The sequence below is a fragment of the Pseudoclavibacter sp. CFCC 14310 genome (assembly GCF_008831165.1).
Taxonomy (GTDB): Bacteria; Actinomycetota; Actinomycetes; order Actinomycetales; family Microbacteriaceae; genus Pseudoclavibacter_A.
In genome coordinates this window covers 110,253-135,117 of the sequence record NZ_WBKC01000005.1, presented here as the reverse complement: position 1 = coordinate 135,117, position 24,865 = coordinate 110,253, and the positions used below count along the sequence as shown (strand labels likewise).

Annotated in this window: 18 protein-coding genes; 15 read left to right on the top strand and 3 right to left on the bottom strand. The window is 64.6% G+C overall.

The features are described from left to right. Positions 1 to 487 precede the first annotated feature (487 nt). From F8O06_RS12435 to F8O06_RS12045, 8 genes are all read left to right on the top strand, one after another. Complete coding sequence (locus F8O06_RS12435; RefSeq protein ID WP_225733512.1) at positions 488 to 3,220, top strand: AAA domain-containing protein; 2,733 nt, start codon at positions 488 to 490, stop codon at positions 3,218 to 3,220. Then, the gene (locus F8O06_RS12075) at positions 3,207 to 3,491 is read left to right on the top strand and encodes a hypothetical protein (RefSeq protein ID WP_158038792.1); all 285 of its coding nucleotides are present in this window, start codon (positions 3,207 to 3,209) and stop codon (positions 3,489 to 3,491) included. Before F8O06_RS12435 ends, F8O06_RS12075 begins: the two co-directional genes overlap by 14 nt. A 329-nt stretch (positions 3,492 to 3,820) precedes the next feature. Next, on the top strand, positions 3,821 to 4,480 hold the full coding sequence (locus F8O06_RS12070) for an amino acid ABC transporter permease (protein WP_158038791.1): 660 nt from the start codon (positions 3,821 to 3,823) through the stop codon (positions 4,478 to 4,480). Further along, entirely contained in the window at positions 4,461 to 5,150 is a 690-nt protein-coding gene (locus F8O06_RS12065; protein WP_158038790.1) for an amino acid ABC transporter permease, read from the top strand. Before F8O06_RS12070 ends, F8O06_RS12065 begins: the two co-directional genes overlap by 20 nt. Further along, positions 5,143 to 5,937 (top strand): amino acid ABC transporter ATP-binding protein, encoded by a 795-nt coding sequence (locus F8O06_RS12060; protein WP_158038789.1) that lies wholly within the window; start codon positions 5,143 to 5,145, stop codon positions 5,935 to 5,937. Before F8O06_RS12065 ends, F8O06_RS12060 begins: the two co-directional genes overlap by 8 nt. Positions 5,938 to 6,090: 153 nt before the next feature. Beyond that, positions 6,091 to 6,960, top strand: coding sequence for a transporter substrate-binding domain-containing protein (locus F8O06_RS12055; protein ID WP_158038788.1), 870 nt, complete (start codon positions 6,091 to 6,093; stop codon positions 6,958 to 6,960). Positions 6,961 to 7,457: 497 nt separating this feature from the next. Continuing rightward, the gene (locus F8O06_RS12050) at positions 7,458 to 8,423 is read left to right on the top strand and encodes an alpha/beta hydrolase (RefSeq protein ID WP_158038787.1); all 966 of its coding nucleotides are present in this window, start codon (positions 7,458 to 7,460) and stop codon (positions 8,421 to 8,423) included. Between the two features lie 679 nt (positions 8,424 to 9,102). Further along, complete coding sequence (locus F8O06_RS12045; protein WP_158038786.1) at positions 9,103 to 10,098, top strand: LLM class flavin-dependent oxidoreductase; 996 nt, start codon at positions 9,103 to 9,105, stop codon at positions 10,096 to 10,098. A 16-nt stretch (positions 10,099 to 10,114) separates the two neighbouring features. Here the strand turns inward: F8O06_RS12045 and F8O06_RS12040 are convergent, their stop codons facing one another. After that, on the bottom strand, positions 10,115 to 11,446 hold the full coding sequence (locus F8O06_RS12040; protein WP_158038785.1) for a CitMHS family transporter: 1,332 nt from the start codon (positions 11,444 to 11,446) through the stop codon (positions 10,115 to 10,117). A gap of 239 nt (positions 11,447 to 11,685) precedes the next feature. On the opposite strand from F8O06_RS12040, the gene F8O06_RS12035 reads away from it, so the two are divergent. The 3 genes from F8O06_RS12035 (at position 11,686) to F8O06_RS12025 (ending at position 15,784) form a co-directional block, all read left to right on the top strand. Next, a complete protein-coding gene (locus F8O06_RS12035; RefSeq protein ID WP_192496951.1) occupies positions 11,686 to 13,503 on the top strand; it encodes a sensor histidine kinase in 1,818 nt (605 codons plus the stop codon). Further along, positions 13,500 to 14,159, top strand: a complete 660-nt coding sequence (locus F8O06_RS12030) for a response regulator (protein WP_158038783.1) — start codon at positions 13,500 to 13,502, stop codon at positions 14,157 to 14,159. Before F8O06_RS12035 ends, F8O06_RS12030 begins: the two co-directional genes overlap by 4 nt. 203 nt (positions 14,160 to 14,362) lie before the next feature. After that, on the top strand, positions 14,363 to 15,784 hold the full coding sequence (locus tag F8O06_RS12025) for a S1C family serine protease (protein WP_158038782.1): 1,422 nt from the start codon (positions 14,363 to 14,365) through the stop codon (positions 15,782 to 15,784). 46 nt (positions 15,785 to 15,830) lie between these two features. Here F8O06_RS12025 and F8O06_RS12020 read toward each other — a convergent pair whose 3' ends face one another. Together F8O06_RS12020 and F8O06_RS12015 are read right to left on the bottom strand one after the other, a co-directional pair. Continuing rightward, positions 15,831 to 16,493, bottom strand: a complete 663-nt coding sequence (locus F8O06_RS12020) for a TetR/AcrR family transcriptional regulator (RefSeq protein ID WP_192496950.1) — start codon at positions 16,491 to 16,493, stop codon at positions 15,831 to 15,833. Then, on the bottom strand, positions 16,486 to 18,162 hold the full coding sequence (locus tag F8O06_RS12015) for an MDR family MFS transporter (RefSeq protein WP_225733510.1): 1,677 nt from the start codon (positions 18,160 to 18,162) through the stop codon (positions 16,486 to 16,488). The genes F8O06_RS12020 and F8O06_RS12015 overlap by 8 nt, the downstream gene beginning before the upstream one ends. Positions 18,163 to 18,592: 430 nt before the next feature. On the opposite strand from F8O06_RS12015, the gene F8O06_RS12295 reads away from it, so the two are divergent. From F8O06_RS12295 to glpK, 4 genes are all read left to right on the top strand, one after another. Continuing rightward, positions 18,593 to 19,309: a hypothetical protein gene (locus F8O06_RS12295; RefSeq protein ID WP_192496949.1), complete on the top strand. Its 717-nt coding sequence runs from the start codon at positions 18,593 to 18,595 to the stop codon at positions 19,307 to 19,309. A 43-nt stretch (positions 19,310 to 19,352) separates the two neighbouring features. After that, positions 19,353 to 21,359: an O-antigen ligase family protein gene (locus F8O06_RS12000; RefSeq protein ID WP_158038778.1), complete on the top strand. Its 2,007-nt coding sequence runs from the start codon at positions 19,353 to 19,355 to the stop codon at positions 21,357 to 21,359. Between the two features lie 185 nt (positions 21,360 to 21,544). Further along, entirely contained in the window at positions 21,545 to 23,323 is a 1,779-nt protein-coding gene (locus F8O06_RS11995; RefSeq protein WP_225733509.1) for a glycerol-3-phosphate dehydrogenase/oxidase, read from the top strand. Beyond that, positions 23,320 to 24,837 carry a glycerol kinase GlpK gene (gene glpK, locus F8O06_RS11990; protein WP_158038776.1) on the top strand — a complete coding sequence of 506 codons (1,518 nt, stop codon included), beginning with the start codon at positions 23,320 to 23,322 and terminating at the stop codon, positions 24,835 to 24,837. The genes F8O06_RS11995 and glpK overlap by 4 nt, the downstream gene beginning before the upstream one ends. Positions 24,838 to 24,865: the final 28 nt, after the last annotated feature.

Below are 24,865 nucleotides of genomic sequence, written 5' to 3'. Positions count from 1 at the left end.
GGTTTGGCAGAGCCACGCTGAACATGTGATCGCACGCGCACAAGAGGCAGTTGCCGCTGCCAAGGACAGCCTGCAGACGTTTACGACTGCGGCCCTGAACGCTGATGTCAGTGGGCTGCTCGCCCAGATCGCCGATGCTGAGAATGCAGGGCTCTTTCATCGGCGCGCAGCGCGAAAGGCCGTCGAAGATGCCGCGCAGCCTCTACTGCGGACCCGACGCGGCTTGGAGTTTCCACAGTTGAGGCCAGCTGTCGAAAAGCTCGTCGCACATCGAAACAGCGTGCAGCAGAGCATCGACTCGATGTGCGGTGTGCTCGGTCTGCCGAAGATCTCGTGGGGCGAAGCCCTTTCAGATCGCTTTTTCGAAGAACAGCGTCGACATCTGGAGCGGTTCATCGACAATGCCGCCGTGCTCATGGGCGGCAAGGTCAGTGACCCTGTGCGAGAGTTCGGCTGCACCGCCGTGGCTGCGGGAACGCTGGGGCAGGTGCGGGCCGAAGACTTGCTGCGCGGCGCAGCCGCCCTGCGGGTGCTGCAGACAGTGGCACCACAGACCCTGGCCGATGACTGGTTCGCCGCAATTGAGGCCGAACCGAGTGGCGTGGCCGGGTTCACCAGCCAATCGCTGGAATCCTGGCTCGTCGTCCTGAGAGATCTTGCTGCTCTGGACCAACCCGCCACGCGGGAGTTTCGCGAGGACCTTTTGGAAGGGCGCCGGTCTCCAGATGAGGCGAGTTCGGTCTTTCGATCAGCGGTCAACGCTGCCACGATTACTGAACGGCTGGCGACACACCGCTTTGGAGACCTGCCGGGGGAAGCCCACGACCAGCGTATTCATCACTATCAGCGAATGATCGACAGGCTGCGGCGGCAGGTGCCAGAACAGGTGAGACAAGAGATTCTGCGAGACCGCAGCATCGTCGATGATGCACGTCTTGGTGAACTGCGTCGTGAGCTGAACCGAAAACGCGGAGGAATGGGCATCCGCCAGCTGTTCAGCCGTTACGCAGACTTGATCGTTCAGATCACGCCCTGTGTTCTGGTCAGCCCTGAGTCTGTGGCCCGGTTCATTCCGCCGCGTGCAGATCAGTTCGATCTCGTCGTCTTCGACGAGGCCTCACAGGTACGGGTCGCAGATGCGATCGGCGCCATAGGTCGCGGACGCTCCGCGGTCATCGTCGGAGACTCCAAACAGATGCCACCCACGTCGTATATGGAGGTGCGCAACAACCGCGATGATCTGGATCTGAACGAGATTGATGACGTCGTCGAAGATCAGGAATCGATTCTCGACGAGTGCGCGAACGCTGGTGTCGAAAGGCGATCACTGGAATGGCATTATCGCAGTGAAGACGAGTCACTCATTGCCTTCAGCAACGCGCATTACTACAACGGCAATTTGACGAGTTTTCCCTCACCTCAGACGGGCCGGCAGCAGGAGGACGGCAGCCGAACCGGCATCCACCTGATTCGCGTCAATGGCGAGTTTCTACGCGAGCCGAGCGAGAAGTCGCTGAAACGGACCAACCCGGTTGAAGCCGACGAGATTGTTCGCCTGGTGCAACGACGATTTGAAGCTTCGGAGGGTCAGATTCCCTCGATCGGCATCGTGACATTCAATGTGCAGCAGCGAGACCTCATCGACGAGCGTCTTCGTGCACTGGACGACGATCGCATCACTGAGGCGCTCGATCAAAGCGATGAGGGTCTCTTCGTGAAGAACCTGGAGAACGTTCAGGGCGACGAACGTGACACGATCGTTTTCTCGACAGCATTCAGCTGCGAGCCAGATGGGCGTCTCAGACTCAATTTCGGCCCGCTCACGCTGAAGGGTGGTGAACGCAGGCTGAACGTCGCGGTGACGCGAGCAAGACGTGAGGTGACCGTCGTCACGAGCTTCGATCCGGAAGACATCGACCTGGACCGCACGAGTTCGCAGGGACTGCGAGATCTGCGTAACTATATGCTGTTCGCTCGAGTCGGCGGCGCGGGCGATCAGGCTGACGCACTGATCGACCGCCGAAAACGTGACGATCCGCACCGCGATCAGATCGCGAATCAGTTGCGACTCGACGGATACGCGGTGAGCACTGATGTCGGACTGTCAGAACAGTTTCGGCTTGACCTGGTCATCGCGCGGCCCGAAGCCCCCGACAAACCGGTCGCTGCGGTTCTGCTCGACGGGGTGTCGTGGGCGAGACGTCCAACCGTCGCGGATCGGGACTTGCTGCCGATCACCGTTCTGCAAGACCGGCTGAAGTGGCCGGTCGTTCTGCGGGTCTGGCTGCCGGACTGGATCCGCGATCCAGAGGCCGAGATTCTCCGGCTTGAACAGGCCATCGCAAACGCACAGTCGTCAGTTGTGGCCGAAGCCGAGCACGTCACCGTTGGGGGCGGCGTTGCCGATGCTGATGATGTTGACTTCTCGGTAGACGAAGCGGACCAGCTGCGCGAGCCGGAGGCCGCGGAGCAACGTGAGCCTGCCGAGAGCGTTCTGAGTTCGGAAGGGCTGACGGCCGTGCGAGCTTTTTCCACGAAGGCTGCGATAGAAGCAGAGGAGGCCTCACCGCAGGAGAGCCAATTTGTCGCCCGTGCTGCAGATGGGGCATCCTCTGCAGGCTTGCCCCAGCCAGGCCTGTTGGGGCATTCATCTGATGCCGTTGATGCAGCGTGGCAGCGACCCTCAAGCATCGATCAGGTGCGTGCAATCGACGTCACACATTGGAATCCGTTCGAGACAGGGCACGAATTCTACTCGCACGCTGAGCTGCTGGAGTCAGAGCGGGGCTGGAAACGGCTGCGACCATATCTGCATAGACTGCTCAGCGTCGAGGGGCCGATCCCGATGGCTAAGGCCATTCCAAAGCTTGGTTCTGGGCTGGGCCTGGAACGAGTCAAAGGATCACGACGTCAGAGCATGATCGGCTTTTTACGGAGTGAGGCATATCTTGACGCGGACGAGATGCTGTGGTGCTCGAAGGAAGACAGCCGCATGCATCGCACGGCTCGACGGTACCTGCTCTTTAACGAGTGGTCGTTCGATGACATTTCCCTGCCTGAAGTCGCGGTCGCTCTGATCCTCAGTTCGCAGAATCGCCGGCTGAAGCTCACGGACGAGCAGACGATGCGCGGTGCACTCCGGTTCTTTGGTGGTGAGAGGCTCACTCAACGGGCTCGAGAGCGTATGCAGGCCGCGGCACGGCTCCTTGAGCACCAATAGCGACGAGAATGCGCAGAACCTGCTGAATGCGGTGCGAGCGTGTAGCACCTGCGGGCTTGCCCGCCTGACGCCCGGACCTTCCGCACTTGCGGTGTCAGTGGTGCCGGTGTTCGGCACCGGAGCATGGGAAATGACGGCTCAGACGATCGATGCATGGGAAATGACGGCTCAGACGATCGAGGCATGGAACTTGGCATGTCTGGATGGTGTGGGGCTGCATTTGCGACGTCTGGATGGAGCAGAGCAGTATGCCTCGGCGTCGAGTGTGTAGAACCTGGGGAATGCGGTGCGAGTGTGTGGAACCTGCGGGTGTTGCTGACGTATGGTCGCAAGTTCTGCAATCTCGGCGGGTGCCGGCCAGCCGCCCACTGTTACACAGTGTTGCAGGCTGACTTCCGTGCCCACCGCCCAAGCCGTACGCTATACAGGTTGTGCCCACGCACGCTGCCGGCGGGACCTGACCGCATCGGGCGCGCACGGCATCCGCACAACGGGGCACGCGTCACCGCGACGAAAACACACGCGACAGACGCGAGGCGCAACACACGCGACACACGCAGCAGACGCGAGCAGACACAGAGAGGCCGGAGGTGATCGACAGTGAAGTGGTCGGTCATCGAGAAGGCGCTGCCGCTGTTCGCCGACGCGTTCTGGACGACCCTGTGGCTGTCGGCGGTCGGCATTGCGCTCGCCGTCGTGATCGGGGCGATCGCCGCGCTGGTGCGTGAATTCGACGTGCCGGTCGCCGCCAAGGTCGCCGCTACGTATGAAGAGCTGCTGCGCAACACCCCGCTGCTGATTCACCTCTTCTTTCTCTACTATGCTCTGCCAGTCGTCGGCATCAAACTGCCGGCTCAGGCCTGTGCCATCATCGGTCTCGCGCTGATGGGCGGGGCATACATGGCCGGGGCGTTTCGCGGTGGCTTCAGCGGCATCCCCGCCATTCAGCAAGAGTCGGCGCGCGCACTCGGTCTCACACGCCTGCAGCGTGCCCGATATGTCACCCTGCCGCAGGGGCTGGGGCTCAGCGTGCCCGCCGTCGCCGCGAACATGATCTTTCTCGTCAAAGAAACCTCGATCTTCACCGTGATCGCGGTGCCCGAGCTGACGAACACCGCGCGTTACCTGATCGGCATGTACTACCGCACCGACGAGTACCTGCTCATGCTTGTTGTGGCATATGCGATCATCTTGGTGCCGCTGTCGATCGGTTTGACGCTGCTCGAGAGGAGGGTGCGCCGTGGTTCCTTCGGGCATTGAGCTGCTGCTCGACCCCACCATTCTCGGGCGGCTGCTCGGCGGGCTGTGGGTGTCGGTGCGCATCGCTGCGCTCTCGCTGCTGGTGGGCATTCCGCTCGGCATCGTGCTGGGCGCGCTGCGCCTGCTGCCGAGTCGCATTGTGCGCACTGTGCTGCGGCTCTACCTCGAGTTCTTTCGCATCATCCCGACGCTGGTGTTGCTCTTCCTCTTCTACTACATTCTGCCGCGTGAGCTCGGTGTGCAGGTTGGCGGCGAGACCATCGCGGTGGTCGCGTTCGCGCTGTGGGTTGCGGCAGAAATCAGCGACGTGGTGCGTGGTGCATTAGTGTCGGTGCCGGTCCATCAAGTGGATGCCGGGCGTGCGCTGGGACTGAACGCGGTGCAGCAGCTGCGATACGTGCGCATTCCGCAGTCGATCGTGCTGATGGTGCCGGCTACGATCAACCTGGCCACCCGCGTGATCAAAACCACCTCGCTGCTGCTGCTCATCAGTGTGCTCGACGTGGTCAGCGTCGGTCAGCAGATCATGGAGGCCAACCGCGACACCGCCCCCGACGCGCCATTCTGGATCTACCTCTTCATCTTCGTGCTCTACTTCGTCGTCTGCTGGCCGCTGGCGATGTTCGCGAGCCGACTCGAGCGCAGAACGAAGGAGCGCACTCATGGGTGAATCCGCTGAACGATCGCTGCTGGAGGTGCGCGACCTGGCCAAGTCGTACGGTGACCGGCACGTGCTCAAAGAGGTGTCTCTCGAGGTGCCGAAGGGCAGCGTGCAGGTGCTGCTCGGCCCGTCGGGGTCGGGCAAGTCCACGTTGATCCGTTGCCTGAACGGGCTCGAGACGATCGACGGCGGGCGCATCGAGTTCGATGGCGACGTGGTCGTTGACATGGCTTCGGGCACCGGCTCGAAGCGCACCGGCCGTGCGCAGGAAAAGGCCTGGCAGCCGCTGCGCAGCCGTATCGGCATGGTCTTTCAGAGCTACGATCTCTTCCCGAATCTGACCGTCGCCGAGAACATCAGGCTGGCCCCGACGAGGGTGCAGCACCGCGATCGTACCGAGGTCGACGTCGAGATCGACCGACTGCTGGCCCAGGTGCAGATGAGCGACTACCGCGACTCATACCCGCGGCAGCTCAGCGGCGGGCAGAAGCAGCGCGTCGCGATCGTACGCGCCCTAGCAATGCAGCCCGACCTGATGCTCTTCGACGAAGTCACCGCCTCGCTCGACCCCGAGATGGTGCGCGGGGTGCTCGAGATTCTGCTCGGACTCGCCAAACGCGAGATGACCATGATCGTCGTCACTCACGAGATGGAGTTCGCTCGTCGTGTCGCCGACACCGTGCTCTTTCTCGACGGCGGGGTCATCGCAGAGCGTGCCTCCGGAGCGGAGTTTTTCCAGCATCCGCGCACTGAACGCGCCCAGCGCTTCCTGGCCAGCATGGCCCCGCTCGAGTGATGCCGGGCGACCGGTCGACCTCTCGAACACCTCTGAGGCCCACGTCGTCGCTCGGGTCGCGACGCGAGGTCACGTCGGGCGCGACCATGACATCCGCATGAATTTCGACCCACCAGAAGACGAACGACTGACAACCAGACACAGGAGACACAGATGAAGATTCGCAAGACCATTGCCGCCCTCGCCACCGTAGGCATCGCGGCCCTCGCGCTCGCAGGCTGCTCTGGCAGCAGCTCAGACAGCTCTGACGGCGCGCAGACCGGTGCGACCGTGCAGCAGATCAAAGACAAGGGAACTATCCGCATTGCGACGTTCACCGATCTGAAGCCATACGGCTACACCAAAGACGACGGCACGAACACCGGCTTCGACGTCGAGCTGGGCGAGAGGCTGGCCAAAGACTTGGGCGTCAAGGTCGAGTGGGTGCCGGTGAATGCGGATGCGCGGGTCGACTCGCTGCGGTCTGACAAAGCTGACCTGGTGCTCGCGAACTTCACCGTCACCGACGAACGCAAAGAGGTCGTCGATTTCGGCACGCCGTACATGAAGGTCTCGATCGGGGTGGCGTCGCCAGAGAGCGCTGCAATCACCGACCCCTCGCAGCTGGAGGGCAAGACCCTCGCGGTGAACAAGGGGACAACGGCCGAGCAGTACTTCACTGAGAACTTTCCGCAGATCGAGCAGACGAAGTTTGACTCGAAGACGCAGCAGTTCCAGGCGTTCAAAGACGGGCGTGCGGCGGCGCTGGCCGACGACAACACGTATCTGTACTCGTGGGCGAAGGACAACCCTGGGTTCACCGTGGGAATCAAGCAGCTGGGCGACCAGTCGTTCATCGCGCCGGCCGTGGCCAAGGGCAACGCCGACCTGTTGAAGTGGGTCAATGAGCGTATCTCGTCGCTGACCAGCGAGGGATTCTTTGAGCAGGATTACAACGACCAGTTGAAGCAGTTCTTCACAGACGACGTGAAGCCCGACGACGTGGTGTTGACTCGGGATGAGGTTGCTGCACAGACGAAGTAGGTCTGCTGCGGGTGACGCGTCTCGGCCGGACGGGCTCGAGCTGATGGATTTTGGCCGGATGGGGCCGGGCATTGTGCCCGGCCTCTTCTGTTTGTGCGGCGCGAGTGTGTAGAAACTGTTGAACGTGGCGCGAGTGCGTCGAACCTGTGGCACGCGGTGTCAAGCGTGCAGAATCGGTTGAATGCGGCGCCGAGTGCGTAGAACGTGCGGGCTTACTCAGCTGATGGGCGCACCTTCTGTGCTTTCGCCGCGAGTCGGTTGGATGTCGTATTTGATTGGTGCGGCTGCCTTGAGTGAGAGCAGACTCACTCGTGTGTGCGCAATGCGAGAACCATGAGCACACAGGCTCAGAAGCCTGGCGGCTCGCACTTTCAGAACACTGGCGATTCGCACCTTCAGAACACTGGGAACACGCATTGCCAGAACACAGGGACACAGGAACACGCTGTGCCATAGCGATGCACCCGCACAGGGTGCCGATAACAGAGGAGCTGCTCATGACCCAACTGGCTGTTGATCCTGAATACGCCGCACTTCTTGCGGCTCAACAAACTGGGGGCGAACCGATCGCAGACACTGAACTGCCCGCCGTCGGCGACATCGAAGGTCGCCGTGAAGCCTTCAAAGCGCTGCTGGGCACCGGAGAGGAGCCTTTCGACGAAACGGAGGTGACCATCACGGATCACGAGATTCCGGTCGGGGACGGCCAGAGCATCCGCGGTCGACTCTTCACACCACGGGAGCGACAGTCGGACGCGTTCGGGGTCTACACACATGGCGGAGGCATGATCCTGGGCACGATCGAGCAGTACACGCCGATCATCGCCGGCTACGCAGCTCAGGCTGGTGTGCCGCTGTTCGCCCCCGACTATCGGCTGGCGCCCGAGCATCCGCACCCGACGCCGAGCGAGGATTCCTACGCAGGTCTGGTGTGGGCGTGGGAGCACCTCGACGAGCTCGGCGGCGGCGACCCGGATCGGTTCTTCGTGATCGGGGACAGCGCCGGTGGCAATCTCGCCGCCGGGCTCGCGCTGATGGCACGTGATCGGCGCGGCCCGAAGCTTGCGAAGCAGATTCTCATCTATCCGATGCTCGATGACCGCACCGTGGTGACCGACCCCGCGATTGCGCCGTTTCTGACGTGGACGTTCGAAGACAACATCACCGGGTGGCAGGCGCTGCTCGGAGACAGTGCCGGAGCGTTGGAGCCGGCTTCGCCCTACGCTGTGCCCGGTCGTGCCTCTGACCTCTCCGGACTGCCCGATGCGTTTATCGATGTGGGTACGCTCGATATCTTTCGCGATGAAGACATCGACTATGCGAAGCGACTGCTGCACGCGGGTGTGCAGGTAGAGCTGTGCGTCTACCCCGGCGTGCCGCACGCCTGGGAGCTGCTTGCGCCGGAGACGGAGCTGGCGCAGGTCGCGCGTGCGAACAGGGCGCGGGAGATTCGCCGAGTTTGAGGGCATCGGGCCAGGGCAAATGCCGCCTTGGTTCGTGCCGACCATGTAGGTGAAGGTTCAACTCCATCGAGTCATGGCAAATGCCGCCCCCTGACATCGAGACATGGAATTTGGCATGTCTGGAAGGTGTGGGGCGGCATTTGCCATGTCTGGATGCGGCAGGGCGGTCTGCCCGGCGTGAGTGCGCAGAAGGTGCGGGCGTCGCTTGCTGATGGTCGCGCCTTCTGTACTTTCGGTGGGGGTCGGGTGTGTGTGCGGCGCCGAGTGTGCAGGATTTGTCGAATGCGGCGTGAGTGCGTAGTAGGTGCGGGCTTGCTCGGTCGAAGGTCACACGTTCTGTGCTTTTAGTAGGGGAGAGAAGCCCGCGCAGCGAAGAACCGGGGATGCCCGCGCAGCGAAGAACCGGGGATGCCCGCGCGGGGTGAGGTGAGAGCGAAGAGAAGCCCGCGCGCCGAAGACCCGGGGATGCAGGCACAGGGAAGAACCGGGAGGGGGATGCCGGCACAGGGAGGAACCGGGAGGGGGATGCCTGCGCCGGGAAGAACCCCGGGCCCAGATGCGTTGCGACTCAAGGCGAGTTCTCGGCAGCAGACCGCAAGCTGCCGCAGTCCACGGTCGTCTGCGGCAGGAGCCGCTGCGGGCAGCTGCGCCAACAACGGTCCACGGCAAAAGGAGCCTCATGCGCAACGACATTCCCCTGAACGTGCTCGACCTCGTGCCGGTCAGCGCTGGCAGCGACATGAACGCAGCGTTCGACGCGTCACTCGACGCGGCGAAGCTGGCCGATGAGCTCGGCTACGAACGGTACTGGTACGCCGAGCACCACAACACCCAGCAGCTAGGAGCGAGCGCAACCGACCTGTTAATCGAGCGGGCGGCGGCGAACACCCACCGCATCCGCGTGGGCTCGGGCGGCGTCATGCTGCCGAACCACCCGCCCCTCATGGTCGCCGAAGCGTTCGGCACGCTCGCGCGGCTGCACCCCGGGCGCATCGACCTCGGCATCGGGAGGGCCCCGGGCACCGACCCGACCACCTCGTCGCTGCTCGCGCGTTCGGGGTCGGCTCCGCAGGCGGTCATGCGCAACATCGCCGACCTGATCGGCTGGTTCGGCCCCGAAGGCCGAGCGCTGAGCGCACCAGTGGTCTCGGGCGTCTCGGCCGGAACGAACGTGCCGATCTGGGTGCTCGGATCGAGCCCGGTCGGCGCATCGATCGCCGGCGCGATGGGCCTGCCGTTCGCGGTCGCGTCGCACTTCGCGCCCGACGGCATGCAGCAGGTGATCGAGACCTACCGTGCTGAGTTCAACGCGGACGCTCCCACGGCCCAGGTCGACCGCCCGCGCGTGATGGTGGGCGTGAACGTGATGGTCGCACCGACCGACGCGGAGGCTCGGCGACTGTGGACGACCGTGCAGCAGATGATGGTCAGCGTGCGCACCGGTGCGCGCCTGCCGCTTCAGCCCGCGGTCGACCCCGAATCGCTGCCGCCCGAGGCGCAGCGGCTCAGCGACGCGATGCTGCGGGTGCGTGCGGTCGGTTCGGCGGATGTCGTGGTTGCGGAACTGCGCGCGCTCGCGGCCGCAACCGGGGCCGACGAGCTCATCACGGTGACGTACGCGCACGATCCGGCGGATCGGCTGCGCAGCATGCGCCTGCTTGCGGAGGCATGGTAGGCGGCAGCCCGGCCGATCAGCCGAAGGGGATGACTCCGACCAGCACGCCGACGACGAGCATCACGATCGACACGGCCGCCGCCCGCCACAGCACCTTCTTGTGATGATCGCCCAAGTCGACCTTGGCCAGGGTGACCAGCAGCAGGATGGCGGGCACCAGCGGCGACTGCAGATGGAACGGCTGCCCGATGATCGAGGCCCGGGCCATCTCGACGGGCTCGATGCCGAACTGCTGAGCGCTCTGCGCCAGCACCGGCAGCATGCCGTAGTAGAACGCGTCGTTACTGATGAAGAAGGTCATCGGAATGCTGAGCACGCCGGTGATGACCGCCAAGTACGGGCCGAGTGAGCTCGGGATGATCGAGACCAGCCAGTTCGACATCGCGTCGACCATGCCCGTGCCGTCGAGCACACCGATCAGCACGGCTGCTGCCATGACCATCGAGACCACCGAGAGCACGCTGGATGCGTGGGCGACGAGTTGCTCGAACTGCGCGCTCGGCTTGGGAAAGTTCACGATGAGGGCCAGTGCGGTGCCCAGCATGAAGACGTAGTAGAGCGGCAGCACGTCGACGACGAGTAGCACCAGCACAGCCAGGGTCAGCACTGCGTTGAACCAGAACAGCTTCGGGCGACGCTTCTCGCGGTCGGGGTCGAGCATGCCGCTGACCAGGCTGTCCTGTGAGACGGTCGTGAGCACTTCGGTGTTCACCGAGCCTGAGAAACCATTTGCCGCTGCCAGACGCCGCCGTTCGAGCACGCCGAGGTGCCAGGCGAACGCGAGCATCACCAGCAGCCCGACGCCGAGCGAGGGGAGCATCGGCACGAAGACGTCTGTCGCGCTGACCTGCAGCGCCGCAGCGGCTCGCACTGTGGGGCCGCCCCACGGAATGATGTTCATCGTGCCGTTGGCCAGACCGGCGACGCAGGTCAGCACCACAGGGCTCAGGCCCATCTTGAGGTAGATCGGCAGCAGTGCAGAGGTGACGACGATGAATGTGGTCGACCCGTCGCCGTCGAGCGACACGACGGCCGCCAGCACGGCGGTGCCGACCACGATCTTCACCGGGTCAGTGCCGCACACCTTGGTGATACCGCGCACAAGCGGGTCGAAGAGACCGACGTCGAGCATGGTGCCGAAGAACACGATGGCGAAAGTCAGCAGCGCCATGGTCGGTGCCAGACTCTTGACCGCCGGCGTGATCGCATCGCCGAGGCCCCAGCCGATGCCGGTGAACAGCGCGAAGATCGTGGGCACCGCGATCAACGCCACGGCGGGCGAGAGACGTTTTGTCATGATCAGCACCATGAAGGTGAGGATCATCCCGAAACCGAGAATGACGAGCATAGTGACTCCTTTGTCAGCGCTGTCGAGAAAGCAGCACTCCGCCCTGCGGGGAAACAGAAGCGGCGTGCCGACGTCAGAGTAGGCCGGGCCCGGGGCTTCGGGCGCGGTTGTACGCATTGGACTGCGAAAGTCGCGAAAAACCTATTGTGTGCATTCTGTGCACGACACTGTGTGGTCACCGAGGTGTCATGATCGAGGTGTCGCTAGGCTGAATGCCTATCGGCCGAGAAAAGGAGCTCATGACCCGCACGCCCCGCCGCCATTGGTCGTTCACCGGCCAGATCATCGTGCTGCAGCTGGTCATGATGCTCGGCGTCGCCCTTGTGCTCTCCGGCGCGTTCAGCTGGATCACCTGGCAGCAGCGTCTCGACCAGGCGCAGGCCGAGTCGACTGCGATCGCGCGCAGCGTCGCGAGCGACCCTCAGGTGCAGCGCGCCGTCGAACTCAGCCGCGACGACATCCATCATTCAGACGCTGAGGCGGCCGAAGCCGTCTCTGCTCGTACCGACGTGGCCCGCACTGCGGAGGCCGTGCGGGAACGAACGGGAGCCCTCTTCGTCGTGGTGGCAGGCCGCGACGGCATTCGTCTCTCGCACCCGAACCCGGACGAGATCGGGCGGCCGGTGAGCACCGACATGGGGCCCGTGCTGCAGGGAGAAGAAGTTCAGATCGAAGAGCGCGGAACGCTCGGCCAATCCGCACGTGCGAAGGTTCCTCTGCGCTCGCCGTCTGACGGTTCGGTGATCGGCGAGGTGAGCGTCGGGCTGTCTCGAGATCTGATCTGGTCCGGGCTCCCCGCTGCTCTCTGGCCGGTTGCGCTCGCCGCACTCGGCACAGTGCTGCTCGGCGTCGTCGCATCGATCTTGGTCTGGCGGCGACTGCGGCGGCTCACTCTGGGGGTCAGGCCCGAAGACTTCGTGAGCTTCGCGCAGAACCAGGAGGCAACGCTGGAGAGCGTGGACGAAGGCGTGATCGGTGTGGGCGACGACGGTGCCGTCACCACGGCGAACGACGTCGCGATTCGCCTGATCGGCGACGGAGCGCTGGCCGGACGCCGATGGAATGACCTCCCACTGCCCGAGGATCTGCATCGCGCCGTGCGCCGAACGCTGGCCGATCGACGTGGATGCGCACTCGAAACCGTCGTGGCGAGTCGCGTCGTGCTCGCAGACGTGCGACCTGTGGGCCGCGGCGGTCACGATGTGGGCTGCGTGGTCATTCTGCGAGACAAGACCGACGTGCTGCAGATGACCGAACGCCTGCAGGCGGTGGATGCGATGAGTCAGGCCCTGCGCGTGCAGCGTCACGAGTTCGCGAACCGTCTGCATGCGGTGCACGGTCTGCTCGAGGTCGGGCAGGTCGACGAGGCACGGCGGTATCTGGGCAGGCTGCTCGAACACGGGCCTCTGCGATACCCGGTGCGGCATCTCGACCGTGTCAGCGATCCGTATCTGCAGGCGTTCCTCGGTGCCAAGGGCACGCAGGCCGCAGAACATGGCGTGCTGCTCACCGTCGGCTCAGAGACGGCGGTGAACGGTCGGGTGCACGACGCCGAGACGATCGCCACCGTGCTCGGCAACCTGGTCGACAACGCGTTGCGGGCGGCGATCGATGCCGAGAGGAACGACGACGTCGCCGCACAGCCTTGGGTCGAGGTCGAGATCATGAACGACGGAGACGAATGTGTGTTGGTCGTCGCCGACTCCGGTGACGGCGTGCCTGACGGCACCGATCCGTTCGTCACGACCACAGAACAGCTGTACACGCTCGATGCCGTACCGTCTGTCGAAACCCGAGCCGGTGAGTTCGGCGAGACCGCAGGCGGGCTGTCGGGCGGCATCCGCACACAGCACGGAGGTCTGCTGGCCGGCGCCCACGGCCGAGGCATCGGGCTGCCGCTCAGTCGTGAGATCGCCCGGCGGATGGGAGGCGACGTGTGGGTGGCCTCCGCGCGAACAGAGAACGGTGGCGCGGTGTTCTGCGCACGCCTGCCCAACACGGTCAAGGTCGAGGTTCAGCAGTGTGCGACCGTGCACGATGCAGAGAACGAGGAATGATGACCGATCATCGGGTGCTCATCGTCGACGACGACTTTCGCGTGGCCGACCTGCATGCGCGATACGTCGACGCTGTGGAGGGATTCAGCGCTCTGGAACCGGTTCACTCGGGGCGTGCGGCGATCGAGGCGGTGCGTCAAGAGCAGCCCGATCTGCTGCTTCTCGATCTGTATCTTCCGGATGCCAGCGGGATCTCGCTGCTGCGTGAGATCGACGTCGACGCCTTTGTCCTGAGCGCGGCGAATGACGCCGTGACCGTGCGGCAGGTGCTGCGCAGCGGTGCACTGGGCATGCTGATCAAACCGTTTGCGCGCACGCTGCTCACAGCGCGGCTTGAGGCCTATCTGCGCTATCGGCGCGTGCTGCGCGAGGGCACTCAGATCGATCAGGAGGCGGTCGAGCGCGCCCAGCGCATTCTGCACAGCGGCGATGCGGCAGCTCCGCGGTCGCGCTCCGAGACGGAGCGTGCGGTCGTGACCGCGCTCGAAGAGGCACAGGATGTGGTGTCGGCCCAGCAGGTCGCGGATTCGATCGGGGTGTCGAGGTCGACGGCGCAGCGGTATCTGACCACGCTGGCGGGCGAGGGCATCGTGCAGGTGCAGCTGCAGTACGGGCAGGCCGGACGCCCAGAGCATCGGTACCGACTCGTGCGGTGACACGCGGTACGCGGTACGCGGTGCGGCGGTCGGCTGCGGCGCGTGACGAGTGCTGCGATGCCACCGCCTGCCACGCCGGCAGTCGCTCGCCAAAGATGGGCTGACAGTCTGCTCTCAGCAAGCAGAAAGACTCCCCATGGGCATGCGCTAAGCCTCCCTCAGCTTCGCGGTCTGTACTGACAGTACGAACGAGGAGGCACTTCATGTACGACGATGACGACACCCAGGCGGTGCCCCGCCAGCAGCAGGTGCACGGCGGGCAGAACGACCAGAACGCGCACGGCCAGAAGACGAACACCGATGATCGGTATGTGCCGAACTGGGCGTTCACGACAGACACTGCATATGCCGCGCAGCAGCAGCCCGACGGCCCGGTCGCGTCGCCGCGCGGCGGCTCCGCCGTCTGGCGCAAAGCCCTCGCTCTCGGCGGCGCAATGGCCATCGGCGCGGGACTGACGCTCGGCATCACCACGCTCTCCGGCGGTTTTCACTCCGGCCAGACCGGCTCTGGAAGCAGCCAGGCGCTGCCTGCGTTCGGCAACGGCTACGGCGTCAACGGCTCGGGCCAGTCCAACAGCGGCGACAGCACGATCGACGACTCGGGGCGGTCAGGCACCTCAAACGCGGGCGCGACCGCAGCATCCGCCGCTCAGCAGCGTGGCGCCGTGATCATCGAGACGGTGCTCGACTACGGCAGCGGCGAAGCGGCCGGCAGCGGATTCGTACTCACGAGCGACGGCCTCATCGCGACGAACCACCACGTCGTCGAGGGCGCGACGCAGATCAAGGTGACGGTTGCGTCGACGGGCGCGAGCTACAGTGCGAAGGTGCTCGGCAGCGACTCGACGAAGGATGTCGCACTGCTGCAGCTGCAGGATGCATCCGGCCTCGAGGTCGCGCCGGTCGACGACGACGGTGTGAACGCCGGTGACACTCTCACGGCGATCGGCAATGCGCAGGGTCGTGGATCATTGGTGGCTGCCGCGGGGCAAGTCACCGCGACGAACAAGTCGATCACCACGCAGGGCGCAGCGGCGCGCTCGGGGAGTGGCTCGGGCACCGAAACGGGTGCCGGCACGACCGGCGAGAGCCTGAGCGGGCTCATCGAGTTCGGCGCCGACGTCGTGTCGGGTGACTCGGGCGGGCCGGTGCTCGACGCAGAGGGCGAGGTTGCTGCGATGACGGTCGCTGCGAGCACCGGCGGAACGGTGGTCGGCTATGCGATTCCGATTCAGACCGTGACGAGTGTGGTGCAGCAGATCGAGAACAAGGATGCATCAGGCAGCGTGCGCATCGGTGGCGCCCCGTTCTTGGGCGTCTCGATGCAGAGCTGGAGCAGCTCGACAGGTTCGTCGTCGAATCGCGGCTCTCGCAGCGGCTCATCTGCTCAGACCAGTGGCGCGTCTGTCGCCGGGGTCGTCGATGACACTCCGGCGGCAACGGCAGGCATCAGCGCCGGCTCCACGATCATCGCCATCGACGGGCAGACGGTGAGCAGCGCCGACGGCCTGAGCACGATCATCGCGAAGCATGCCGTCGGCGATCAGGTCTCTGTCACCTGGGTCGATGCACAGGGCACCACGCACACTCAGACCGTGACGCTGGCAGAGGGCCCCGTTCAGTAGTCTGCGCCGCTCGACATGGGGCCGTGCCCAGAGCACGGCCCCATGCTCACTGCAGCATCTCGACCGCAAGCCTGCGAGCGCTGCGCAGCCGTTCGAGCACGGCGGCCTCACTCACCGGCAGATCCTGCGTCAGCGGCTCGGGGCCGGCCACGAGCGAGATCTTGATCACTGCGGTCACGACAGCGAACAGCAGACGCGCTCGCTGCTGCACCGTGGCATCCGTCGGCGCGGCGCCCAGCTCGCACGCGACCCGCTCGGCGATCGCGTCGTTCAGGCGGCTCTGCAGCCGTTCGATGCGACTCGCCATCTCAGTCAGCAGGTGGGGGTGCTGATGCAGGATCCGATGGCGCTGGGCCTGCAGCGACGACCGCCGCAGCGGGCTGTTCTCGGCTGACGCGATCAGCCTCAGCAGCGCATCGATGATGTCGTCATCCGCACGAGCGATGAACTCCTGCAGTGCGTCTGCATCGATGCTCGCCGGAATATAGCCGAGAATCGCAGCATCCTTCGTGCCGAAGTAGTTGTAGAACGTGCGCGGCGAGATCTCGGCCTGATCGCAGATCATCTCGACCGAGACCTCGTCGTACCCCAGACGGTCGACGAGATCGACCGTCACCTGCTCGACGTGCTCACGAGTCTGGCGCAGCTTGCGCTGGCGCAGTCCCTCATGAGCGCATGAGGCTGATGCCTCCTCGGGCTGATCAGCCATCGTCACGAACCTGCGAGTGATCGTGCGTCGGGGCGGCGGATGCCGCATGTGCGCCGTGCTGACGAGGCTCGCCTGGTCGGCGCGTGGCCTCGACGTCGGCAGGCGTGACGCCAGAGTCGTCGATGGCCGTCTTGCCCGACTGGTCGACCGAGGTGGCGAGCGGATGCTCCTGCACGAAGAGCAGCAGCACGAAGGCGATCAGCAGCAGCGGCATCAGCCACATGAAGATCGGGGTGAGCGCGTCGTTGTACGAGTTCACGATGACATCGCGAATCGGTGCGGGCAGATCTCTGACCACGGCCGGGGTGAGCGAGTCGATGCCGGTTGTCGCACCACCTGCTGCGCCGGTCTGCGGCATGCGGTCGGTCAGCAGACGAGTCAGGCTCGAAGTGAACACGCTGCCCACGATGGCCGACCCGAGCGTGGCGCCGATCTCGCGAAAGAAGTTGTTCGCACCGGTCGCAGTGCCGACCTGCGTGATGGGGAACTCGTTCTGCACGACCAACACCAGAATCTGCATGCCGAGACCGATGCCGGCGCCCAGCAGAAAGATGTACGAGCACAGCACCCACAGCGAAGTGTCGGCGTGCAGCGTCGAGAGCAGCACCAGCGAGGCTGCGACGAGCAGCATGCTGGCCAGTGGCATCCACTTGTAGTGCGAGGTGCGGCTGGCGAGCTGGCCAGAGGCGATGGCTGTGAGCATCAGCCCGATCACCATGGGCACCATGAGCAGGCCTGACTCGGTCGCGCCGGTGTCGTGCACGATCTGCAGATAGGTCGGCATGTAGCCGAGCGTTCCGAACATCGCGATGCCGACGGCGAGGCCGGCGGCGGTGGTCAGGTTGAAGTTGCGGTTGCGGAACAGCGCGAGCGGCAGCAGCGGGTCGGCTGCTTTGGCCTCAGCCCACAGAAACAGTCCGGCGAAGACGACTGTGGCGACGATCAGCCCGATGATCTGGGGAGAGTCCCACTCATAGGTGTTGCCTCCCCATGAGGTGAACAGCACCAGGCACGATACCCAGATTGCGAGCAGCACGGTGCCGAGCACGTCGAGACGCACTTTGCTGGCCGTACGTTTCGGCAGATGGAGCAGTACGGTGAGGGCGACGATGGCGATGACGGCAAGAGGAATGTTCATCCAGAAGGCCCAGCGCCAGCCGATGGAATCGGTGAACCAGCCGCCGAGCAGCGGGCCGGCGACCGATGAGAGGCCGAACACGGCACCCATCGGTCCCATGTACTTGCCGCGATCCTTCGGCGGCACGATATCGGCGATGATCGCCTGCGAGAGAATCATCAGGCCGCCGCCGCCGAGACCCTGAATGCCTCGGGCGATGATCAGCCAGGTCATGTCCTGTGCCAGACCGCCGACGATCGAGCCGATCAGAAAAGCGGCCACCGCGCCGATCGTGATCGCTTTGCGACCGTAGAGGTCGCCGAGTTTGCCGTAGACCGGCATCATCACGGTCGCGCAGAGAATGTAGGCGGTTGCGACCCAGAGCATGTGCTCGACGCCGTTGAGCTCGCCGACGATCGTCGGCAGTGCTGTCGAGAAGATCATCTGGTCGAGCGAGCTCAGCAGCATCACGACGATCAGTGCGACGAAGATCAGATTGATCTGTCGTTTCGGGAGCACGCCAGAGGTGTGCTCTTGGGTGAGTTCGGGCATAGCGGAGCCTTCTTCGTAGGGGGTGAGTGTTGTGCCGACGGCCGGCGTGATCACGGCAGCGTCGCGCGCATCAATGCAGTAACTGTAAACTTGCAGACTCTGCAAAGTCAAAACAGACGGCCGTCGGCGTGTCGGCGTGTGTGCGTTCGGTTCGTGCGGAGGTTGAGAGCGTGGCGGCGCCGGCGTGGGCGTGGGCGGATGAAACGCCATCGCACGAATGTGTCGATCGGCCAGGGCGGTGTTGCAGGGGTCGAAAGGCGTGCTGAGGTCTGGCGTACACGGCCGTTTACATCCCTGTGAGTTTCGTGTGCTATTTTGGCTACGTGCCGACGGCGGTCGGCGCGATGCTCGGGGGGATACGCAGTCGTATGGCGATGACTCTCGTGCACTGTCACGTGAACAGACAAACGACTACACAGGGGGATGCACGTTGACTGCATTTAGCTCATTTTCACGCCGCACAGCCGGCTTCACCGCAGCGATCGCACTGGCCTTTGGCGCACTGATCGGATTCGGTGGTGTTGCACAGGCTGACACCGTGGCCGACACTTCGGTCGCGCCGGCATCGCAGAACGCCACAGGTGGTGACGGCCATGCGACAGGTGGCGACGACCATGCCACAGGTGGCGACGACCATGCCACAGGTGGCGACGACCATGCCACAGGTGGCGACGACCACTCGTCCGGCAACGACGGCAACGGTGGCGAAGACGATGGGGCTCGTGACTCCGACATCATTCTGTCTGATACCACAGTCGTCCCCGGTCAGGTCATCACCGTCTCAACCAAGAAGGGCTCGCTGGAAGCAGATGCAGTCGTCTCGATCGAGCTGCACTCACAGCCCGTGGTGCTGGCCAAAGACGTCAAGGCGAACGCTGACGGCGTCGTCAACGCACTGGTGACCATTCCTGCAGACACCGAGTTGGGCACCCACCATGTCGTCATCTCTGACCTTGACCCGGCAGCGCTGAACGTCGTCGCGCCTGACAGCACCAATGCCGCTGACAGCAGCGACGGTGCGGGCTCCGACGGCAAGCTCGCACGCACCGGCCTCGAGGCTTCGGCTCTCGTCTTCGGCGCACTGCTTCTCGTCGCGGCCGGTGCCGCTGGCGTGATCGCAGCTCGTCGTCGTGCAGCACAGCGCTGAGGCATCAGCGACACGCCCCACGCACACACTGCGTGCTGACTCCATGATTCGCGCGCTCGCCTCGAGGTTTTGGGGCGAGCGCGCGAATCTGTCTGCGCACGGTGCGGTGTGGCTGCTCGTCGTCTCGCAGTTCGTCTTTCTGCCGAGCGCCGACAATCGGTGGGTACTGCCGAAGCTCACAATGATGTGCGCGGCCGTTCTGCTCTCGGCGCTTACCCCGGCCACAGGCCGGCTTCCTGCGTTCGTCGTGCCACTGATCGCTGCTGGTGCGGGCATCCTCCTGATCGGGGTCAGCCTCGGGAACGACACGAGTGCTCAGCTGTTCGGCCGCTATCCCCGATACGAAGGCATCGTCGCTGTGCCCGTATACGCAGCAGCGGTTTGGGCGGGAGCCCGAGTGATCGGCCCAGGCGCTTCTCCGAAGGTGCGTCGCTCGCTCTGGCAGGCTCTGGCCGTCTGTTCTTTGGCGACTGGTGTGGTGGCGCTCTCACAGCTCACTTCGCACTCTCTTGTTCCGACCGATGTTGCGCGACCTGGTTCACTCCTCGGCAACGCCACGGACCTCGGCGTCATCGCAGCAGTGATCGTCGTCATGCTGTTCGTGCCGGCAGGGCAGTCCGTGCGTCAGGCATTGCATGGCGGCCACGGGGGAGGGCGACAGGCGTCTGCTCGTCCGCGCAGAGATCGACGGACGATTTGGGCTTGGGCGTATGCGGCGCTGCTGGTCTCTGGATGCGTGTGTGCGGTGCTGCTGGTGATTCGCTCGGCATCGCGTGCTGCCTTTCTGGCACTTGCTGTGTCAGCCGTCTTCGCGGCTGTGACCGTCGTGTGGCGGCGGCTTTGTGCGGGGCGGCCCGTGCTTCGGCCAATCATCCTGCCAGGAACGCTGATCGCAGCGGGAATCTCTGCAGTCGCACTTCTCGTGCCGTTGACTCGCGCCCGACTGCTCGGCACCTCAGCCTTCGCGGTCAAGACCGTCTCGGATCGCATGGACATCTCTGAGTCGACGCTGCGAATGGTTCGGGACCACCCGTGGGCCGGGGTAGGAGCCAACGGATTCGTCGAACTCGCGCCCACCTACCTGAATGCCCACTGGTACCAGAACGTGGGCGGTTACATCACACTTGACTCTCCTCACAACTGGCTGCTGCAGGTCTCAGTGATCGGTGGACTGCCTCTGCTCGTCTGGGCCATCGTCTTGGTCGTCACATGTGCCGTGCACGTCCTGCGATTTTCATCGGCGCTCTATCATCAGAGCGATCCGAGAAGGGGGCGTCGCCGTCAACTCCGGCGTCCGTGGACGACTGAACTGCGGCGGGCTCCACGAGCTGCCACAGACGGAACTGTGGATGTCGCAGGCACGTATGCGATGCAGGTCTCGGTCGCTGCGGCGGTACTGGGCTACCTGGCCGCGTTGCTCACTCATTTCACCTCGGCAGGCAACACCCTGTTGATGTCGGTGCTGGTGGGTGCCGCGCTGAGCGTTCCGATATCCGGCGTGGGCGCAGACGATCGGCGCTGGTGGTCGGTGTTCGTGCCTGATCGGCGCTCGACGCGGCTGAAGCACGCACGACGTTCGCGGCCGACGGGGCTGCTCGAGAATAACGTGTCACGTATCGTCGTGGTCGCGCTTCTGGGATGTTGGACCCTCTGGATGGGAGTGAACACGGCCGCGGAGCAGTCGTTGCGCACCGCGCAGCTTGCGGTGAACCGAGCGAACTATGCGTTGGCCGAGCAAGAGTATCGCAAGGCGGAACGTCTGCGTCCGTGGGATGTCGACATCTCGCTCATCGCGGCCCAGCGATATTCGAGTCGTGCGAGCAGCGCAGACCCCGTCGCGGCACAACTGACGCTTGACTGGGCGAAGCGCGCACTGTCTCGAGTGCCAGAGATGAGTCTGGCCGAGCGTGCGCTGGCGGTCGGTCAGGAGCAGACGGGAGACCTGAGCGGTGCGCTGCAGACGCTTGATCATCTCGCCGAGAAGATCCCCAACAACCCGGTCATCCGAGACGAGCGTGATCGGGTCAGACTCATCCAATCGCCCCGATAGTGCACGAATGACAGCTGCTGGCGCTCGGTGCGACGATGCGTGAACCGCTGGATGCGCTTCGTCGTTCAGAACGGTCACAGTCTGGAGCGGAACAAGACCCCTACACTGGAAAGGGTGCCGCCAACCACTCCAACTCGGCAGCACCGAGACGGTCGCAGCTGTGGCCGTACGACGAGGGGAGCACGGTGAGCAGCATCCTGAACGCGCAGACCAGACAGCAGGCAATCGAGACCGTCAGCGACTCGACTCTGGACGTGCTCGTGATCGGGGGAGGCGTCACCGGTGCGGGCATCGCACTGGATGCTGCGACGCGTGGGCTGAAAGTCGGCATCGTCGAGGCGGACGACTGGGCATCGGGCACGTCGAGCTGGTCGAGCAAACTGCTGCACGGCGGGCTTCGCTATCTTGAGATGCTCGACTTCGCGCTGGTGCACGAGGCGATTCTCGAACGAAATCTGCTGCTGCGTGTCATCGCTCCGCATCTGTCGGTGCCGGTGCCGTTCATCTATCCGCTGCACAAAGCCGTCACCGAGCGTGCCTACGTAGGCAGCGGCATCACCCTCTACGACAGCATGGCCTGGCTGGGCGGCACTCCGGCCGTGCCTGGCCACAGACATCTCACGAGGCGCAGTCTGCACGATCTGTTTCCCGGACTGGACGAGACCCAGCTCGCCGGCGGCATCCGCTACTATGACGCCCGCATCGACGACGCCAGACTGGTCTCGACGCTGGTGCGCACCGCTGCGCACTTCGGGGCGCGGGCCATCAACCGGGCCCAGGTCACCGCACTGACCACTGACGAGTTCGATCGCGTGCGTGGCGCCGAAGTGCTCGATCGTGAGAGCGGTCAGACCTTCAGTGTGCGTGCGAAGAACGTGATCAACGCCACCGGTGTCTGGACCGAGCAGACCGAGGCGTTGAGCGGCACCAGCGGCGGGCTCAAAGTGCTCGCGTCGAAGGGCGTGCACATCGTCGTGCCGCGCGAACGCATTCCCGGGCACGCCGGCATCATCTCGCAGACTGAGAAGAGCGTGCTCTTCGTGATTCCGTGGAAAGACCGCTGGATCATCGGCACGACCGACACTCCGTACACCGGTGACTATGCCCGACCGGTCGCCACCGAGGACGACATCGCCTATCTGATCGGTCATGTCAACGAGCTGCTCGTCGATCCGATCTCCCGTGAGGATGTCGTGGGCACGTATGCCGGTCTGCGACCGCTGCTGCAGCCCGGCACCAAAGCCGGAACTGCGTCGACCAAGGTCTCGCGCGAGCATACGGTGGCCTCACCGGCGCCCGGACTCACCGTGATCGCGGGTGGCAAGCTGACCACCTATCGGGTGATGGCCGAAGACGCGGTGAACTTCGCACTCGGGCCGAGCAAGGCGCGCAAGAAGCCGTCAAGAACGAAGCAGACGCCACTGCTCGGTGCTCGCGGACTCGATGCGATCACCGCGAAGCGGGCCGAGATCTCGCGCATTCACGGCTGGCCCACGTGGCGGGTCAACCGGCTGATCAACCGGTACGGCACGCTGCTCTACGACGTGCTCGAGCTCATCGGCGTCGAGCCTGAGCTCTCGGACGAGCTTGAGGGCGCTCCCGGGTACCTGAAGGCAGAGGTCGTCTATGCGGTGACGAACGAGGGGGCGCTGCACCTTGACGATGTGATGGAACGCCGCACCCGTCTCAGCATCGAGTACCCCGATCGCGGTGCTGCTGCGGTCGGTCAGGTCTCTCGGCTGATGGCCGCGCAGCTCGGCTGGAGCGAGAAGCAGCGTCTGCGCGAGGTCTCTGGCTACCTTGAGGCCACCGCCCACACCGGTATCGGCGAAGACGAAGACTTCTCTGCATCTGAGGCAGACGTTCCATCCTCTGGCCCGGCACAGGAAACAGACGCAGTGAGGCACGACTCTGCAGATGAGGCCGTTGCCAAAGACCCACGACGATCTGCGAGGCCCGAGTGACCGGCAAAGCGCAGCAGTATCTGCTGGCGATCGATCAGGGCACCACGAGCACCCGCGCGATCGCCTTCGACGCGGTCGGCCATGCGCTCGCCGTCGCGCAGCGCGAGCATGATCAGGTCTTTCCCGAACCAGGCTGGGTGCAGCAGGATGCCAGGCAGATCTGGCACAACACGTGCACGGTGGTCGGCGAGGTCGTCGAGGCGATGAGCGGTCGCCCTCCTGCGGCGATCGGCATCACGAATCAGCGTGAGACGACGTTGGTCTGGAACCCGGAGACCGGCGAACCGCTGCACGATGCGATCGTGTGGCAGGACACTCGCTCGCAGCCGCTGGTCGATCGCATCATCGACCGAATCGGCGTCGACGGGCTGCGCGAGATCACCGGGCTGCCGGTGCATCCGTACTTCTCGGCGACCAAACTGCTGTGGCTCTTCCAACACGTCAGAGGGCTGCGCGAAGCCGCCGAGGCCGGTCATGCACTCTTCGGCACGATGGACACTTGGGTGCTCTGGAACCTCACCGGTGGAGCGCACGGCGAGCGCACGGTGCATGCCACTGATGTGACGAATGCTTCGCGGACGCTGCTCTTCGACGCGCTCGACCTCGACTGGAGCGACGATGCGCTCGCCGGCTTTGACGTGCCTCGGCGCATGCTGCCCGAGGTGCACCCCTCGTCGCATGTCTTCGGCAGCGTCGACGCCGCCGCGGCCGGGCTGCCGCCTGCACTCGACGGGGTGCCGATCGCAGGCATCCTCGGCGACCAGCAGGCAGCGGCCTTCGGGCAGACGGCGACCCGCCCGGGAGACGCGAAGAACACGTACGGCACCGGCAGCTTTCTGCTGGTCAACACGGGTGACGAACCGGTGATCGACTCGGCTGCCGGTCTGCTCACCACCATCGCCTACCAGCTCGACGGGCAGGCGCCCAGCTATGCGCTTGAGGGATCGATCGCGGTGACCGGCTCACTGGTGCAGTGGCTGCGCGACAACCTTGACTTCTTCGACGACGCCGCCGACATCGAGGCGCTCGCGAAAGAGGTCGACGACAACGGCGGGGTGGTGATCGTGCCGGCGTTCAGCGGGCTGTTCGCTCCGTACTGGAGGCCCGACGCGCGCGGCGTGATCGTCGGGCTGACACGCTATGTCACCAAGGCGCACATCGCGCGTGCCGCACTCGAAGCGATCGCGCATCAGAGCGCCGACGTGGTCGAGGCATCGGGGCGTGAGATCAGCGAGCTGCGCGTCGACGGAGGGGCGAGCACGAACGACCTGCTCATGCAGATGCAGGCCGATCTGCTCGGTGTGCCTGTGCAGAGGCTCACGACCTTCGAGACGACGGCGCTCGGCGCGGCTTATGCCGCGGGCCTCGCTGTGGGGGTGTGGCATGACCTTGACGAGCTGCGTGAGCTGACCGAGCTCGGTCGCCGTTTCGAGCCGCAGCCTGACGAAGAGATCCGAACTCGTATGCGTGCGCAGTGGGCCGACGCGCTGCCTCGCAGCTACGGCCTCGCCTGATGCGTTGCCCGGCAGCCCGCTGCCGCAC

Coding starts and splice junctions, on each gene's coding strand:
- F8O06_RS12035 (WP_192496951.1), top strand. CDS start 11,686: ATGACCCGCACGCCCCGCCGCCATTGGTCGTTCACCGGCCAGATCATC.
- F8O06_RS12040 (WP_158038785.1), bottom strand. CDS start 11,446: ATGCTCGTCATTCTCGGTTTCGGGATGATCCTCACCTTCATGGTGCTG.
- F8O06_RS12055 (WP_158038788.1), top strand. CDS start 6,091: ATGAAGATTCGCAAGACCATTGCCGCCCTCGCCACCGTAGGCATCGCG.
- F8O06_RS12045 (WP_158038786.1), top strand. CDS start 9,103: ATGCGCAACGACATTCCCCTGAACGTGCTCGACCTCGTGCCGGTCAGC.
- F8O06_RS12050 (WP_158038787.1), top strand. CDS start 7,458: ATGACCCAACTGGCTGTTGATCCTGAATACGCCGCACTTCTTGCGGCT.
- F8O06_RS12025 (WP_158038782.1), top strand. CDS start 14,363: ATGTACGACGATGACGACACCCAGGCGGTGCCCCGCCAGCAGCAGGTG.
- F8O06_RS12015 (WP_225733510.1), bottom strand. CDS start 18,162: ATGCCCGAACTCACCCAAGAGCACACCTCTGGCGTGCTCCCGAAACGA.
- F8O06_RS12000 (WP_158038778.1), top strand. CDS start 19,353: ATGATTCGCGCGCTCGCCTCGAGGTTTTGGGGCGAGCGCGCGAATCTG.
- F8O06_RS12030 (WP_158038783.1), top strand. CDS start 13,500: ATGATGACCGATCATCGGGTGCTCATCGTCGACGACGACTTTCGCGTG.
- F8O06_RS12020 (WP_192496950.1), bottom strand. CDS start 16,493: ATGGCTGATCAGCCCGAGGAGGCATCAGCCTCATGCGCTCATGAGGGA.
- F8O06_RS12060 (WP_158038789.1), top strand. CDS start 5,143: ATGGGTGAATCCGCTGAACGATCGCTGCTGGAGGTGCGCGACCTGGCC.